Annotated in this window: 10 protein-coding genes and 1 pseudogene; 5 read left to right on the forward strand and 6 right to left on the reverse strand. The window is 56.0% G+C overall.

The window, feature by feature from the left end; genetic code table 11:
• Positions 1 to 224: 224 nt before the first annotated feature.
• From AC5RWU_RS18575 to AC5RWU_RS18595, 5 genes are all read right to left on the reverse strand, one after another.
• The gene (locus AC5RWU_RS18575; protein ID WP_494032388.1) at positions 225 to 1703 is read right to left on the reverse strand and encodes a tyrosine-protein kinase domain-containing protein; all 1479 of its coding nucleotides are present in this window, start codon (positions 1701 to 1703) and stop codon (positions 225 to 227) included.
• A 73-nt stretch (positions 1704 to 1776) separates the two neighbouring features.
• Entirely contained in the window at positions 1777 to 2367 is a 591-nt protein-coding gene (locus AC5RWU_RS18580; RefSeq protein ID WP_494032389.1) for an arsenate reductase/protein-tyrosine-phosphatase family protein, read from the reverse strand.
• Entirely contained in the window at positions 2358 to 3992 is a 1635-nt protein-coding gene (locus tag AC5RWU_RS18585) for a DUF4012 domain-containing protein (RefSeq protein ID WP_494032390.1), read from the reverse strand. Before AC5RWU_RS18585 ends, AC5RWU_RS18580 begins: the two co-directional genes overlap by 10 nt.
• Positions 3993 to 4232: 240 nt before the next feature.
• Positions 4233 to 5672 carry a sugar transferase gene (locus AC5RWU_RS18590; RefSeq protein ID WP_494032391.1) on the reverse strand — a complete coding sequence of 480 codons (1440 nt, stop codon included), beginning with the start codon at positions 5670 to 5672 and terminating at the stop codon, positions 4233 to 4235.
• A 43-nt stretch (positions 5673 to 5715) separates the two neighbouring features.
• Positions 5716 to 7029, reverse strand: a complete 1314-nt coding sequence (locus tag AC5RWU_RS18595) for a UDP-glucose dehydrogenase family protein (RefSeq protein ID WP_494032392.1) — start codon at positions 7027 to 7029, stop codon at positions 5716 to 5718.
• 436 nt (positions 7030 to 7465) lie between these two features.
• Between AC5RWU_RS18595 and AC5RWU_RS18600 the strand changes: the two genes are divergently transcribed.
• The 5 genes from AC5RWU_RS18600 (at position 7466) to AC5RWU_RS18620 (ending at position 13454) form a co-directional block, all read left to right on the forward strand.
• Positions 7466 to 8572: a glycosyltransferase gene (locus AC5RWU_RS18600; RefSeq protein WP_494032393.1), complete on the forward strand. Its 1107-nt coding sequence runs from the start codon at positions 7466 to 7468 to the stop codon at positions 8570 to 8572.
• 117 nt (positions 8573 to 8689) lie between these two features.
• Complete coding sequence (locus tag AC5RWU_RS18605) at positions 8690 to 9772, forward strand: glycosyltransferase family 4 protein (protein ID WP_494037137.1); 1083 nt, start codon at positions 8690 to 8692, stop codon at positions 9770 to 9772.
• 305 nt (positions 9773 to 10077) lie between these two features.
• The gene (locus AC5RWU_RS18610) at positions 10078 to 10923 is read left to right on the forward strand and encodes a glycosyltransferase family 4 protein (protein WP_494032400.1); all 846 of its coding nucleotides are present in this window, start codon (positions 10078 to 10080) and stop codon (positions 10921 to 10923) included.
• 89 nt (positions 10924 to 11012) lie between these two features.
• The gene (locus tag AC5RWU_RS18615) at positions 11013 to 12344 is read left to right on the forward strand and encodes a hypothetical protein (RefSeq protein ID WP_494032395.1); all 1332 of its coding nucleotides are present in this window, start codon (positions 11013 to 11015) and stop codon (positions 12342 to 12344) included.
• A 555-nt stretch (positions 12345 to 12899) separates the two neighbouring features.
• Complete coding sequence (locus AC5RWU_RS18620) at positions 12900 to 13454, forward strand: glycosyltransferase (RefSeq protein WP_494032396.1); 555 nt, start codon at positions 12900 to 12902, stop codon at positions 13452 to 13454.
• 708 nt (positions 13455 to 14162) lie between these two features.
• Here AC5RWU_RS18620 and AC5RWU_RS18625 read toward each other — a convergent pair.
• A pseudogene (locus tag AC5RWU_RS18625) lies at positions 14163 to 14352 on the reverse strand (hypothetical protein); the annotation flags it as partial.

Below are 14352 nucleotides of genomic sequence, written 5' to 3' on the forward strand. Positions count from 1 at the left end.
GCCTGAGCTGCGGCTGCGCCGGACAGAGCGACTGCGCCTGCGAGCAGAACTGTAGAGACTGATTTGATCATGGGTACCCCTAGAAAATTAATGCGATGGGCGAGTGTTGAGGTCACGTTCAAGGCTGTTAATCGTGAGACAAAGATCGTCGACTAATTAACTATTGACTAGGCTAGCAGGGCCAACATGATCTACCAAGGTAGAAACCAGACTTTTACTTGCTGTTAACTTGCAGTGCCGTTCCGGCGACTGCTCGAGGAGGCCGGTCGCAATACTTGGTCGTCAAACTCCGAGTACATAGGCTCCATATCAGCAGCTGGGGTGGCTGCATGTGCCCGCTTTTTCGCTGGCTGTGCATCGTAGCTGTAGTAGCTGTAGGAGTACGCGTCTGGGCCCTTGACCGGGAGCCGGTTCAGGACGACACCCAAGAGATCTGCATCGACGAGTTCCAGGGCGTCCAGTGACTTCTGAACGTCCTGCGTCCTAATTGTCTGGGTGCCGACAACCAGCACAACTCCACCAACCTGCTGGGCGAGCACCGCGGCATCGGTAACCGGCAGAAGCGGCGGGGCATCGATGACAACGGCATCGAAGGCGCTTTCTAACCTTACGATGAGTTGCTTCATCGCCTCAGAGCCAAGCAGCTCGCTGGGGTTAGGCGGAACCTGACCCGAGGTCAGCACGTACAGCTCATCTTCGCCCCACGGCTGGAGCAAATCGTCTACATCCGCCTTGCCGATCAAAGCCGTCGTGAGTCCGGCATTGCGTTCCAGTCCTAGGTACTCGCTAACCATCGGACGGCGTAGGTCTGCGTCGATGAGCGCTACCGTCTGACCGGCCTGCGCCATTGCGATTGCAAGGTTGGTTGCCGTTGTGCTCTTACCCTCGCCGGGAAGGGATGACGTAACCAGCACAGTCTTCGACTTGTGGCTAACATGGGCAAACTGCAGGTTGGTCCGCAGTTGGCGGAAGGACTCTGCCCGTGGACTTTGCGGCGGAGCCTGGGTCAACAGCGGCTTCTTCGTGGCGTCATTGTCGAAGGCGATTCCTCCAAGCACGGCCGTATCGGTGACGCGGCGCAGATCCGCTTCGCCGCGGATCTTGGTATCCAATGTGGACCGCAATACCGCTGCGCCTACGCCAACGGCCAACCCCACCAGCAACCCGAGCGCGAGATTAAGACGGGTGTTGGGAGCCGAGGGCTGGGTCGGCGCTACGGCGGGCTTCACGATCGACAGCTTTACGGGAGACGTGCCTCCTTCGGACGGGCTCTCCAGATCGTCGACGGCTGTGATGAGGCTGTTGCCCACAGCCTGCGCGATCGCTGCGGCCTGAACCGGAGACTGGTCAGAGGCAGTAATACTGATCAGAACAGTGTTAAGGTCGGCGCTGGCCTCGATTTGGCCTGCTAGGGCAGCCGGCGTGACGTCAAGCCCAAGATTATCGATAGCCGGTTGCAGAACCGTTGGCGTCGATACTGTCTGCACATAGGACTGCACACGTGCTTGGCTGAACGTATTTCCCTGCTGCAGTTCGGCTACAGACCCGGAATTCTGGATCGCGACAAACAGCTGGGTCTCGGCGGTGTAAGTGGCCTTTGTTAGCAGCGACGCCAAGCCTGCAATGAGGAGACCAGCGACAGTGCAAGCCACAATCAGTATCCAGTTCCTGCGCAGGATACGTAGGTAATCGCTTAACTCCAAGGGGCAGCCCTCTCCGGTTGGGGATGGTCGGGGGTTCAGTTCATGGTAGCCGTCAGTCCGGCGATGAATGGAATTAGTGAAAGTGACGTTCCCAGTCGATCAGGGCATTTACCGCCGGGGAAAGTTCCTGCATCATTTGCTGGTAGATCTCCGGCTGGCGTCGGTATGGATCAACGATGTCGTCTGCTTCTGGCGCCGCCGATGCTCGTGATCGAAGACGTGCAGCCCGCTTGACTGCCGCTCGCCAACGCTTACTCGGGTCTGTGTCGGGCTCACCTTCTACGGAAGGAAGAATGCGTGCCAGCTCGCGCAAGGTGAAGGTCTTGCGAACCAGAACCGGCGACATTTCAGCGACGCGCCCCCGGTGCTCTCGGGTCAGGGCCAGGACAAGATCAGGCCCGTCGAGGATCCGTTCCGTCAGCTGTCGCGATATGAAACCGTCTGAACTTCCTCCCAGGACCCGGACAAAGCCCTCTACCTGAGGATCCATGGCAGAGTCGACAAGGGCACCGGTCCCGGCGCTTTCAACCTGGAAGCTTCCGGGCGCCACAGCATTGAAACCGGACTGCAGCAGGCGTTCCGCCATTGGGGAACGGCAGACGTTTCCCGTGCATACGGTCAGAATTCGGAAAGGGTTCACCTGCACTTCAGCCTCTAGCTGCACGATGCTTCTCGAATCATCGGCTGAATCACGTCTGACGGTTCCTGAAGTGTGGGAGTCACATCCAAGTGGGGCTCGGAATGCTGCACAACATTGGAAAAATCGACTTCCACCGCAGTGGATTCGCCTGGTGCCAGTTCTGCAGTGACCACGGCTACTGGGCGTTCGCCGTGTTCAAAGGCACCAATGGGTGCCTTTTCCCCATCAATGACCGCGGAGTGGACAAGTGCCTGAGTCGGGCCGTATGTGACGATATTGGTCCGTACGTTGCCCGGGTCCACGCCGAAGGCCCCATCTCCGGTTACATAGGCTGGAAGAGACGTGGCGGCGTCCGCCGGGGCGGTGTTCTCGAGAGTGACGCGCACGGTGAACTCTGAGTAGCCATCCGTTTGGCACCGCTGAATCAGCTGGGCCGTACGCCGCACGTAATAGTCCATTTTGGCGCCTGTACCGTCATTGAAGTAGAGACCGAAGGTTGCACCACCGACTTCGGGACCAGTCACGGCTCCAGAGAGCTCCGTCGTCTGAATAACGCCCTGTTCGGCGGTGTGGTTCGACCACACGGAAATCCGGTCCTCAGCCGCACTGGTAATTAGAGCCTGGACCAAGCCCTTTGAATTGTCTCCCCCAGATGTGACAGCTTCAAAAACCCTCTGGGCCACAGCTGCAAAGTAGGCATCCTGTGCAGCAGGTGACTCTATTTGCGCGTAAGTGTCTGAGAGCAGCGTTTGAACGACGTTTTCCGCAGTTAGCGTGCTAGGAAGGCCCGGGACATGTCCTTCGGTTCTCAAGTCAATAGGACCAGTAGCGGCCAAAATATGCGAAAGTACAACAGGGTCGATCGCAATGGCTCCATCGATTTTTGTGCCAGGTTTATGCGCTTCCCACATTCGCTTCGCAGTCAAAGCGGCTGTTGGGAAATCAGGCGTCAGGTTTACATCCTGCATGTATGCGCCAAGGCGAGTAGTGTAGATCGCTTCCTGAGTAGGGTCTACTTCCAAGGCAGGATTGATCCGCCCAATTTCGGAGGCGCTTCCTTGGTCTGCTAGCTCGATTGCCCCGCCATCTGTACTCACAACGGCGACAGCCCCAGGAATTCCTCCGGTCGCCCTGATTTCGGCGCTGTTATGAATGAGCAGCAAATAGTTGCGAGGACCATCGGCCCCCAGCATAGAGGGAAGGAGCTGGGCAGCGTCGGCGGCTGAATTCAACGCCTGACTGGCTGTTTCAAGCGTGTCCGTTGCCTCCGCAAGAGGCCCCGCGACTTCTGGCAGTAGGGATGATTCGTCGAGGGCAGCCAGACGGTCATGGGACATCTGGACTGTGCTTGCAGCGCTGACGACTGCCGGAGCAGCGTCCTGAAGCGGCTGAAGGTTTATCTGGCTGTTGGAAGGGCTGAGAGCGGTCCAGTCCAGTGATTCGTATCTGTCCAGGAGAGGGGCTGCCGCCCGGTTTACGACATCATCGGCTGAAACGGCGACCTCACCAGCCGCGTGGAAATTGGGGCCGAGCCAAGGAATAAATCCAGCGGCACGCCAGATCGGGTCGCTGCCGGCATCGCGAGCGGCTCCGGTGTGTTCCTGCAGTCGGTGGAGCACGTCTTGGGCTCCCGTGTTGTCGTTGGCCACCAACCGTTCCTGCATTTGGGGGATCAACGCAGCAGCGTCTTGGAGATTATTGCGGAGTTCTCCCGCCCTGTACGCAAGCCATCCGGCGCTGGCGGCACCAGCGACTACGACAGCCCCCGCCACAGCGGCGGTGCGTAGGACGATCTTTCGCTTCCGCCGTTGGCTTCCTCGTCTCCTTGGTCGTACTTTGTCCGGTTCACGTTCCTCGGTCAAAGTTTCCGTCGACAAGGAATCCGTCATTTAATACGCTCCCGTTCGGTGTAGTACTGCGCGTACTGTCCGCAGCAAGATTACTATGTCGCCCACTAGGGACCAGTTTTCAACGTAGTAAAGGTCCAATCGCACTGTGTCTTCCCAAGACAGCAGGGATCTGCCGCTGACCTGCCACAGCCCGGTCAGTCCGGGCTTGACCAACAAGCGGCGGTGAACATGCTGCTCATACGCATCAACTTCCTTGGGCAAGGGCGGACGAGGCCCCACAAGGCTCATCGAACCGACTAATGCATTGAACAGTTGGGGCAATTCGTCGAGGCTATACCGGCGGATGAATTTGCCGACTCGCGTCACTCGAGGGTCATCCTTCATTTTAAACAACACACCGCTGCCCTGGTTCTGTTCCTGAAGTTTGGCGAGCCGCGCTTCGGCATCAATAACCATGGAGCGGAATTTGAGCATATTGAATGACTCGCCTCGCATGCCGATGCGCTTCTGCTTGAACAGCACTGGCCCTTTACTATCAAGCTTCACCATCAACGCGACAATCAGTAGGACCGGCGAAAGCAAGACGATCAGCGCGGCCGAGCCGAGAACATCGAAGGACCGCTTGATGAAGCCTTTCCCGCCTTCGAGTTTCGGAGTGGAAACGTGGATCAGCGGCAGACCGGCGACGGGCTGGGTATGGATGCGGGGGCCAGCAACATCGGTGAGCGCCGGAACCATAATCATGTGGATTCCGAGGTCTGCCAGGGCCCACCCCAACTGCCGGATAGTTTTCGGCGGTAGCTGAACGCCTCCGGAGAGTGCTACGGCATCGGGACTGAACTTCTTGATGGATTCAAGGATGTCCTCCGCCTCGCGTTCATGCCCGATGATCGGAAGTCCTACGTCAGCAGGAAGTGCTGTCCCTACCGGTGTTCCCGGGAGATATGCAGCCACCGGAACATAGCCGGCCAATGGCTGCTGCCGAAGGGAGCGCGCCAGGTGTTCTGCGGAGAACGGTCCACCAATGATGAGGACACGGGAAACACTCGTGCCTCGCTGCCGTTCAACATGAAGGTACTGCCGGAGAATGTACCTGCCAATGAGCAGACCGAAAACTCCTGCTGGCAGTGCGAGGCCCACATATCCCCGCGCCGTGTCGACATTGAATGAGTAGGACACTATGGCCACAAGGCCGAAGAGCCACAAGGAGGCAGTAAGGACGCGCTTGTACTCTTCGGGGCCGTGACCCAAGATGCGGATGTTCCGGCTGCCCCAGGCGCCGAGCATGAGCCACCATGCAAAGGCCATGACCATGGTCACGAAAGTGTAATTGCCTAGGGAATCCCCGGCCCCAGTTCCAAAGCTGTTGGGTCCAAAGCGCACAATTTGCGCACCAACAGCCGCCCAAACCACCACCAGGGCATCAACGAGCGCGAGGCGACGTGCATACCGTTGACGCCATTCCGTAGCATTATTCACGTACGACTTCAGAGCCCCTCTTCGTGAACGGACAGTTCAGCGGTTAAGGCCGGCCCAGTCCTCTATATGTCCAGCCAGCCGTTCGCCATTTCTCCGGACTCAGCACATTGCGCCCATCCAAGATGTTAGGTTCTGCCACTACACGCTTGAGGGCATGCGGATCAAGTTCCTTGTACTGCTTCCATTCGGTAAGCAGGATCAACGCGTGGGCGTTAGCTACAGCCTTGTCTAGATTCTCTTCGAGGTTCAGCTCTGGGAATCGAATTGCTGCATTTGCCAGTGCTTCGGGGTCGGTTACAGTTACCGTTGCTCCCTGGAGTTGGAGTTGGGCCGCTACGTTCAGGGCTGGGGAGTCTCGGACATCGTCGCTGTCCGGTTTGAACGCTGCGCCGAGGACGGTGATGCGCTTGCCGATCAGGCTTCCCTCGAACATCGCCCGTGTAATTTCGACAACTCGAGAACGGCGTCGCATATTGATTGCGTCGACCTCGCGGAGAAACGTCAGAGCCTGATCCGCGCCGAGTTCCCCTGCCCGAGCCATGAAAGCTCGAATGTCCTTGGGGAGACAACCACCGCCGAATCCGACGCCGGCGTTAAGGAACTTCCGTCCGATCCTCTCGTCCATACCAATCGCGTCCGCTAGGAGTGTCACATCCGCCCCAGTAGCTTCACACACCTCAGCCATTGCATTGATGAAGGAGATCTTGGTTGCGAGGAAGGAATTGGCGGCTGTCTTGACAAGTTCTGAGGTAGCATAGTCCGCGACCAGTCGCGGGGTTCCAGCTGCCAGAGGAACGGCATATACAGCGTCAAGGGCATCTACAGCAGCTGTGCCCTTCTCGTCTGACGAAACCCCGTAAACAAAACGATCCGGTGTCAGTGTGTCTTTGACAGCGTGCCCTTCGCGGAGGAATTCAGGGTTCCAAGCCAGAATTGCGCCTGGAGCCGAAATGGCCAGTTCTTCGGAAAGGCGTGCGGCAGTCCCTACGGGCACAGTGGACTTGCCGACTACGATATCGCCTGGCTGCAGATGCGGTGCGAGAGAATTGAAGGCGGCATCAACATAGCGCATGTCCGCGGCATTTTCGCCCTTTCGCTGCGGCGTTCCCACGCACACGAAATGGACCTGAGATCCTGCTGCCTCTGAGATGTCGGTTGTGAACGTCAGGCGTCCCGTACCTTGAACCTCGGACAGAAGCTCCGGGAGTCCAGGTTCGAAGAACGGAGCCCGCCCTGAACCGAGGTCACTAATCTTCTGCAGGTCAACATCAATGCCCACAACGTCATGACCTAGCTTCGCCATACAAGCGGCGTGGACGGCACCTAGGTAGCCGCAACCGATCACGGAAATACGCATTGAATTCCTTAGTGTTGTTCCGACTGCACCGAGTGGAGCAAGTCTCGCTAATAAGTTACTCAAATTTCTGCGGTGCAAGTAATTGCCCCAGAGGGGGGTCGAGTACAACCGTAATACATCATGGCGTACACCTGCTCAATGTAAAATCTGGCACGAGGCGCACCTAGCCGGCCAGCCGCGCAGGCGACGGATGTTCCCCACACACCTCTCAACAAGGAGCAGATTTGGAGTTGTCGGTACCCATTTTTGGTTCAGGGGCCTACTCGAGAGTGATAAATATCATATTGTCTGGTTCTACTTCCATTGGATCTTCTTTGGCAGAGCGTCTAGAGGCTGCTGGAGCGTCAGCCCAAAACTTGATGAATACGTTTAAGTCGCCTCAGTATTTCAATGCTTATCCTGATGTACCTCAAGTTTCTACAGTAGGGAAAATGTTGTGATTAATCCGTGGAGACTTATCGGAGTTTCGTCGGGCGTGTTCCTTTCGGGGCTAATCCTTCCTTTCATTAGTGCCCGAATTGAGAGTCGATTTGAAAGCGGTAAGCCAAAGCGCGGGCCACTGCAGGAAGCGGCGAGCTTAGAGGTGATTATTCCTGCCTATCTTGAGTCAGGCATTGTTGGGCCGACGATCGAGAAGCTCAAAAAGCAGTTGGAAGAATGGCCCGGATCTGCTCGTATAACAGTAGTAGCCAGCGACGATGAAACGGCCAGCGCCGCCAGTTCTGCAGACAAGGTAATTCTGACTGGCCGACTTGGTAAGCCGGCGGCTGTCAACCGTGGCGTGATGGAGTCTGAAGCGGACGTAATTCTGTTGACAGACGCTAACTGCCAGTTCGCACCTGAATCTTGGGCGGGAGACCTCTGGAAGAACCTTGGCGTTTGGGACATGGTCAGTGCAAATAAGCAGGAGACGAGCGGAACTGAAGGTGCGTTCTGGAAATTTGAGGCCACCGTAAAGAAACTGACGGCATCACACATAGGGACATTGGCTGTTGTAGGGGAGTTCCTGGCCTTTCGTCGAAACGACTTCCGGCCCATCCCAATGGAGACCCAGCTTGATGATTTGTGGTTAGCCATGGATTTCGACTCGAGAGACCTCATTGTTGGCGTGGCGCCGGAAATTTCCACAATGGAGGCAGCTGCCTCGCCGAACGAACAATGGGAACGGCGAATTCGGATAGCGGCTGGTCAAATCAGTGAGGCCGTTCCGCGCTTACCACAGTTGGCGAGGACGCCAGCAGGACGATTCTATTTGGCCCATAAGCTGTACCGGACGACCGTGGGCCCCTTGGGATTCTGGCTGGCAGTGGTTGGAGCGGCTTTGGTGCGCCCTCCAGTAACCGGTCCCCTTGCTGCTACCGCGATCGCCTGGTCCATCTTGCGTTACAAAGGTCGCATTCGTGTGGATACGCCCTTAGATCCTCTGTTCACAGTAGTGGGAATGCAGGCAGTGCCATTGGCGGGTGCAGTAAGAGCATACTCGCGGGTTGTAGCGGCTCGCCGCGGCCAGACAGCTGCAGGGTGGAAAAAAATACCCAGATGAGGACTCGCATGCATTATTTACCACTGCCTCTGCTGAATTTAAAGGGACTAGACATTGACTAAAAGTATTCTGCTGGTCACAAAAACTGCGTTTAACTCCCCCCGAGACGGGGGGACTATGAGAACTTCAGCAATCGTAGGTCAACTGCGCGACGCAGGTATGACTGTGCATTCCATTTCAATACGCGGCGAAGCAGGCCAGGGGCCAACCCTGAGACCTTGGTGGAGGTTGATAGTCGCAAACGTAAAGGTCATCGTTGATGTAATACGAATCGGTTCCATCAGCATCGCCCGGTGGTACTCGCCTCGTGCGGTGAAGAAGATTGTGGCTGCCACCCAAAGCCAGAATTTTGATGTGACCGTTATTGAATACAGTCAGTTGCTTATATATCGGACACTCTTACCGAGTCCCACAATTGTAGACATGCACAATGTTGAGGCTGAGCTGCTGAAGAATTACGCTCGCTCCGCTCCGACTTACTTGCGTAGGTCGATTGCTCAGTATGAAACATTACGTGTAAAGAAATTAGAATCGCGTTTGGATAGGATTGCTGATGCGGTTTCCGTTGTCAGTCCACATGACAGGGACGAAGTGCTGCGTTTGAACCGACAGTCGAGCATGCTCCAGAAGGTGATTGTCGCGTCTAACGGCGTATCAGATCAAGGCTTCGCTTTTCAGGGGGAGCGAGCAAATACCATTGTTTTCGTAGCCCATCTCGGCTGGCAGCCGAATATCGACGCTGCGTTGTGGCTGGTCAAAAAAGTTTGGCCTCTTGTTCGACGAGAGTTGCCGGGATTCAAATTGCAGCTCGTTGGTCGGAACCCGGCTCCAGAGGTAGAGGCCTTGGCCTCTGAATCAGTTGAGGTGCACGCCAACGTCGAGAGTGTCATCGGCTACGTTGGGGCTGCGCGGGTTTCAACCGCTCCACTGTTGGCCGCCGGCGGGACCAGGCTAAAGATCTTGGAAGGACTGGCCTGCGGAACACCGGTCGTGGCAACAACTTTAGGTGCGCTTGGTCTCGAAAGTCTGGCTTTCGACGACATAGTCAACATTGCAGATACGCCAAGAGATTTTGCACAGCATGTAATTAGATTGGCGAAGCAGACTCCGTCTCGAGAGAAACTTCGAGAGGCTGTCCAGCCGTTCCGATGGCCATTTACATTGGAGACTCTGATCGAACGTGTAAAGGAACTGTCATGAAATGGCCTGTCCCGAATTCCACGCGAGAGCAGGTGTGCGTGGAGAGACTTGATCCACTGAACAATAATCCTTCAAATCACGAAATTAGTTTTCGGTTCGTAACTCTTTCAACGGAGGTTTGGGGTGCTGAAACGACGCTGGTTACCCTAGTTCGGGAGTTACGCTTGCTTCTTCCGAAGGCAACATTTGAGCTTGTCGCGCCCCTAGGTCAACTCACTCATATGTGGAATGAAGAATCTTTCGGCCCAGTTATTCTGATGCCGCCCCGATATGGTGGTCAACTAAGCCCGCGAAAGATTCTGGTGATGTTGCCTGGGCTTCGGCTCTTCTTGTCGAGATTGGGGCCTTCAGATGTCGTGCACAGCCATCACCAGTGGACTCACCTGGCCGTCGCACTGTCCTCCGGAGCGGCCCGGACAGTTCTGGACCTTCATGATTTCGTTCCGACTCGAGGTGGTCGGGTATTCCAATCACTGGCGGCAGGTATCGCAGACATAGTATTTGCGGCTTCCAAGACAGTAAGTAATCAGCTACCCAATAAGTTGGCTGGCAATACTGTCATACTGAATCGGCCGGTTCTGTCACCCGAGAGCAATGGCGATGGTGAGACGGCCGGCAATGTTGGTAGTGGCCTTCGATTCATAATCGTTTGTCGACCCGATCCAAACAAACAAATAGACAAGGCGCTTGGAGCATTGTGCGAAGCGTTGGGGGACCATGATTCTGTGTCTGTCGTCGGCGGAACGCTGGGTCAGTACCATATTCGAGCCAGCGGCGTAGCACAGAATCCACAGGTGCACTTTATGGGTCAATTGCGCGGTAGAGAGATGACGGCAGCGTGGCGTGCGTCCGATTTGCACGTTTTGACGTCAGAATACGAGCCCTTCGGCAGGGTTGTCGTTGAAGCTGCATCACATGGCGTCCCATCCATCGTCCACCGTGGAGCGGGGGCTGCAACTGTGGTGTCAAAGTTCGGAGCTGGGGCGGTTATATCGTCATGGAATGAACTGGCAGATACCATTGACAACTTGCGTCCACGTCCAATTCGGGATTCCCTTGGTGCAGCGATGCAAGGGCTGGTAAACGATTGCCTTCCAGCCACAGTGGCCGCGCGGTATCTAGAAAAACTCGTGATGCCCCAAGTAGGTTAGGTGGCCAGCATGGTGAAAATCGCTTCTAGGATCCGGAAGGCCTGTCCGACTCGGGACGCTGTCCTGATCAATTCCGCGGATGTGACTAAATGACAAGTTCGTCTGAACATGAGCGCGAGATCGGTGACAAGCGGGTACCAATCATCTTGGTCATTGCCTTCGTTGCTCTTACTTTGGAAGCACTCCTCTATCCTTCGCAAAACAGTGTTCCCAACGGCCTATTTTCTCTGCACACGGGGGTATTCAATATACGTTTGGTTGATCTGCTAGCCATCACAATCTTTGCCTCCTATTGTCTGAAAAAAAGAACATCGTCGGCTAGGGCAGGCAACTATATCGTCATATTGCTAGTTCTCGCGATCTACCTAGGATTGATGGCGTGGGTAGGACACGCAAATGGTGCCGGACCAGGAACTCTGTTTACCCAGTCTCGATTGGTCATATATTTATTGCTCCTTACAGCGATACTGGGAAAGGCGCGGGGCGTAGATTTACTCGCTGCTGGCAGTGTCGCGTTAAAGGTCCTCACTGTGCCTCTGGGAGCAGTAGCAGTAATGACGCTACTCGGCGTCACCGTGGAATTCCCTGGAATGTCAGGAAGTACATTTGGTGCCATTGGGGGAGACCTCGGAACGATTGTCGGTATTTTGGCCTTTTGTGCTGTAGGCTTCGCCGCCCTAGAAGGCCGAGCTAGTTGGCTCGCGCTGTGGTTTTTGTACCCCCTTCTCGGCGACCAACGAGCTGCTATTCTGACAACCACTGTGGTAGGGGTACTTGCCACGCTAGCCATCTGGTGGAAGGCAGGAATCCTCAATTCGAGGTCTCAGAAGCGGCTGCAGCTTACTGGATTATTTGCTGTCATTGCCTTGGTATCTGCCATTGGAAGCTCGATCATTATTACAGGCAACAGTGCGGTCTCAAGGCTATTTGTTGAAGGAATCGATAGTACGTTCCTCAGCGAGAGCAAGATTGTTTCTGCTGCTACTCGTCCGTTCCAACTGGTGCAGGCGTGGATTAGTTTCTCAGAAAGCCCATTGACGGGGCACGGCCTGGGGCAAGAAGTCTACTTCTTTGATTATTATGCAGGCGAGTTGGTGCCGACGGAGTCGGCACATAACTTCATCGCTGACATAGCAATCCGAGGAGGAGCGCTGGGACTGCTCCTGGTACTGATTCTTGTCTTCGCGACATTCGAGGGGCGATGGGCGGTAGACAGGGCGGTTTTTGCCGCAGCGTTTGCAACCTTGGTCGGCAAGGCTTTGCTTGAGCCCGCATTGGATAAGTATCGACTTGCGTTTTTGATAGCTGTAGTTATGACGGCAGTCGTTGCGTCTCGTCCAGCATCACTGACGAGTACGAATGATAAATTGGCGGGGCACGCAGGCCGTAGTGCTCAGAAGGTTAGGGCGGGCGCGGGGTGAGGCCGGATTTCGACACCTGCAGGCAGCCGCGACTCGCGGAATAATACCTCGCTCAAGCTTGACGGATATTAGGACCCACATAGTTGGTGGGTGAGACTTAGGAGAGCGGCTTTGCGGCAAGTACTTCAAACAATTCATCAGACATCGGCGAACCTGAACCCCTATATAACGCAGTTACTTCAAGCAATCGAGAGCGAGGGAATTCCGATTGCCTACTGGAGTTGGAGAAACGCCCTTTTTAGTCGGCCAGCAGCAGTTCACGTGCATTGGCCCGAGATTCTCTATCATGGTAAGAGTCCGGTTCGCTCTTGGGTAAAAAGCCTTGTTCTTGGTGGCATGCTATTGCGCTGGAAAGTTCTCTCAGTTCCTGTCATATGGACAGTTCATAACCTCCGACCCCATGAAGGTCTTTCGTTTCCTGAGAAGTTTGCTGATTGGCTCTTTCGACGAAATGTCAGTCTAGCAATTTGCCTCAATGACGCAGATGCAAATTTGGATCAGCTTGTGCCCAAGGCTGTCAAGAGGACCATATTGCATGGCCATTATAGGGATTGGATGTCCTCGTTTGATCGTTCTTCGCGCGTCGAGGGCAGGGTCGGATTTGTTGGAATGATTCGGCCATATAAGGGCGTTGAGGATTTGATTGATGCTTTTATGGCGGCGAAGGGCCCGGACCTGAGCCTAGTGATCGCCGGTCAGCCCCAAAGTTCCCACTATGCGCTTAGCTTAGAGACTCGCGCTGCCGGGGATCCTCGTATTTCCTTTGAATTTGGCTATCTGCCTGAAGACCGGCTGGTCAAAGTAGTCACTGAGTCCTCTGTGGTCATACTTCCGTATCGCCAAATGTACAATTCCGGGGCAGCCTTGTTGGCTCTATCATTGGACCGGGTCGTCGTTGTCCCGAGAACTCTGAGCAATGAACTGCTGCAGGCGGAGGTTGGAGAGTCTTGGGTGCGCATTTTCGAGTCACAGCTAAGCAGCGAACATCTACTTGCCGCGCTGGGAGTTTCTCATGACCTCGGCGACAAGTCTGGACCTGATTTGAGCCGCAGAGATTGGAGTAGAATCGGGAAACAGCACCGTGCCGCTTTCGAAGAAGTTCTGTATTAACTTACCTCTTGCTGTGTCTGTCGACGCCAATCAATAATAGGGCCAAAAACGCCGACTGAAAAATGTACGGTCCGGGGACACCCCTGGCACTGTGTTGTCGCGAGATGCTGCGTGGGCGGTGAAGCGGCGGACAGCGTGCGCACCGATGGAGAGCCGGGCCTGGTCATCGATCAGATCCACGCTCGGGAGCCATCCGCTAAGGCAACCTGGATTCCGTCGATCTGCCACAGATCGTTCGGAGTGTGACGTTCGAACCGCTTCCGCGTTCTCGAGGTTCGGCGCACCTGTGCTGTGACCAGACCTTGGCGTTTGAGGGTCCGGCGAATCGTGACACAGCCGGTGCCGGGTCAAGGCCGGCCTGGATGAGCTTGACCCGCAGCACCCGTGTACCCCCAGCGCGGGTTGTCCATCCGCAGGCGGTAGCACCAGGGGCTCGATCTCATCGGCGGTTCTGGCCGGAGATGTTGAAGGACGCCGGGACCGGGGTTGCAGCCCGGCGGTGCCCTCCGCCCACCAGACGGCGACAATAAACTCATAGAAGCTTTGCCGGGAGATGCGGTAGCGGCGGCGGACCTCAGCCACCGGGATACCGTTCCGCCCCGGTGCCAGCAGGATTTCCAGCCGTCGATGGTTCACACTCATCACTCTCATCTGTGTAAGAGTGTCAGGGATGTCCCGCTAACGGAGGGAGTGTCCCTAGCTCCTCTGTCAAGCGGCGAGGATGAGCGTGCGGGCTGCGGAGGTTTTCTGATCGTCGATCAGAGCTCGATATACGACGTCGGATAGTCGGCGTTTGAGGACACGCAGTGCTTCCATGCCGCCGTCCCCGCCTGCTTTGCGGCGGGCGAGAAGCTCTCGCGCGCCCGGGTGGCAGCGGGCCTGGGTGAGCGCGATCCGG

This window comes from Arthrobacter sp. B0427-1-12 (genome assembly GCF_059092905.1).

Coding starts and splice junctions, on each gene's coding strand:
- AC5RWU_RS18595 (WP_494032392.1), bottom strand. CDS start 7,029: ATGCGTATTTCCGTGATCGGTTGCGGCTACCTAGGTGCCGTCCACGCC.
- AC5RWU_RS18605 (WP_494037137.1), top strand. CDS start 8,690: ATGAGAACTTCAGCAATCGTAGGTCAACTGCGCGACGCAGGTATGACT.
- AC5RWU_RS18610 (WP_494032400.1), top strand. CDS start 10,078: ATGTTGCCTGGGCTTCGGCTCTTCTTGTCGAGATTGGGGCCTTCAGAT.
- AC5RWU_RS18615 (WP_494032395.1), top strand. CDS start 11,013: ATGACAAGTTCGTCTGAACATGAGCGCGAGATCGGTGACAAGCGGGTA.
- AC5RWU_RS18620 (WP_494032396.1), top strand. CDS start 12,900: ATGTCCTCGTTTGATCGTTCTTCGCGCGTCGAGGGCAGGGTCGGATTT.